The 888-nt window shown below is 58.0% G+C and carries 1 protein-coding gene and 1 pseudogene; one reads left to right on the top strand and one right to left on the bottom strand.

Annotated elements, in window-relative coordinates; genetic code table 11:
- Positions 1 to 266: 266 nt before the first annotated feature.
- A complete protein-coding gene (locus OX89_RS18725) occupies positions 267 to 659 on the bottom strand; it encodes a hypothetical protein (RefSeq protein WP_199856263.1) in 393 nt (130 codons plus the stop codon).
- A gap of 37 nt (positions 660 to 696) precedes the next feature.
- On the opposite strand from OX89_RS18725, the pseudogene OX89_RS18720 reads away from it, so the two are divergent.
- Positions 697 to 846: pseudogene (locus tag OX89_RS18720) on the top strand (IS256 family transposase); the annotation flags it as partial.
- Positions 847 to 888 lie beyond the last annotated feature (42 nt).

The raw sequence follows: 888 nt of genomic DNA, 5'->3' as shown, positions 1-888 counted from the left end.
CAGGTTTGAGGCTCAGAGGTGTCTAGAAAACCCGGGGCGATTCAGACTGCACCCAGTCGCCCGTCGACGAACTGCTCATTAACCCCGACTGGGGCAAGATCAGCTTCGAGGGCTGCCGCCCGGAGTTGGAACGCACGTACTCGATGCTGAACCAGTTCAAGCTGTTGCCATTGGATCTGCTGCCGGATGGACCAACGCAGCAAATCGTCAGTACGCTGCCGCCCATCAAGCAGACCCTCGAGCAAATTCGGGCCTTCTCAATTGAGTCAGGCAACCCGACAGGAGCGCGCGATCAACTGGTTAACCAGGTCAAGAGCCAGGCTGACCAGTTCTTTACGGCGGCGCATTTGTACATTCCGTACCTCGCCTATCAGAAGGGTGATGTGCAGCGGAACATCAATGAGCTGACCCGCTCCGTTGAGGAGGCTGGGCAGTTGGTGGAGGGCACCAAAAAGGACATCGAGCAGCGGCGAGGGGAAATTGGTGACATCATCGTTGCTGCTCGTGAGGCGGCAGCCAGCGTTGGCGTCGCACATTTCACGGCGGACTTCAATGCCGAGGCGGATGCGCAGGACCTGAGCGCCGAGAAATGGCTCAAGACGACCGGCGGGTTGGCAGCGGTAACGAGAGGGTGTGCAGAATTTTGTGTAAACGGACAATCCACCGCCGGCGTAAGCCGGCCTGTCCGTAAGCACAATGAACACCAAGAAACACGACGTACCCGAAGAACTGCTGTCTGGCCTGCTGGCCAACTACAAGAAGCCCGAAGACCTCATCGGCGAGAACGGTCTGCTCAAGCAACTTACCAAGCTGCTGGTCGAGCGAGCCCTGGACGCTGAGCTGACTGAGTAACCGTCTTCGAAGTCAAGCGCAATGAAGCGACTTGTC

Origin of the sequence: Diaphorobacter sp. J5-51 (assembly GCF_001023515.1) — a bacterium.
Lineage (GTDB): Bacteria > Pseudomonadota > Gammaproteobacteria > Burkholderiales > Burkholderiaceae_C > Diaphorobacter > Diaphorobacter nitroreducens.
The sequence above is the reverse complement of the archived record's forward strand: the minus strand, read 5'-3'. Positions and strand labels throughout refer to the sequence as shown.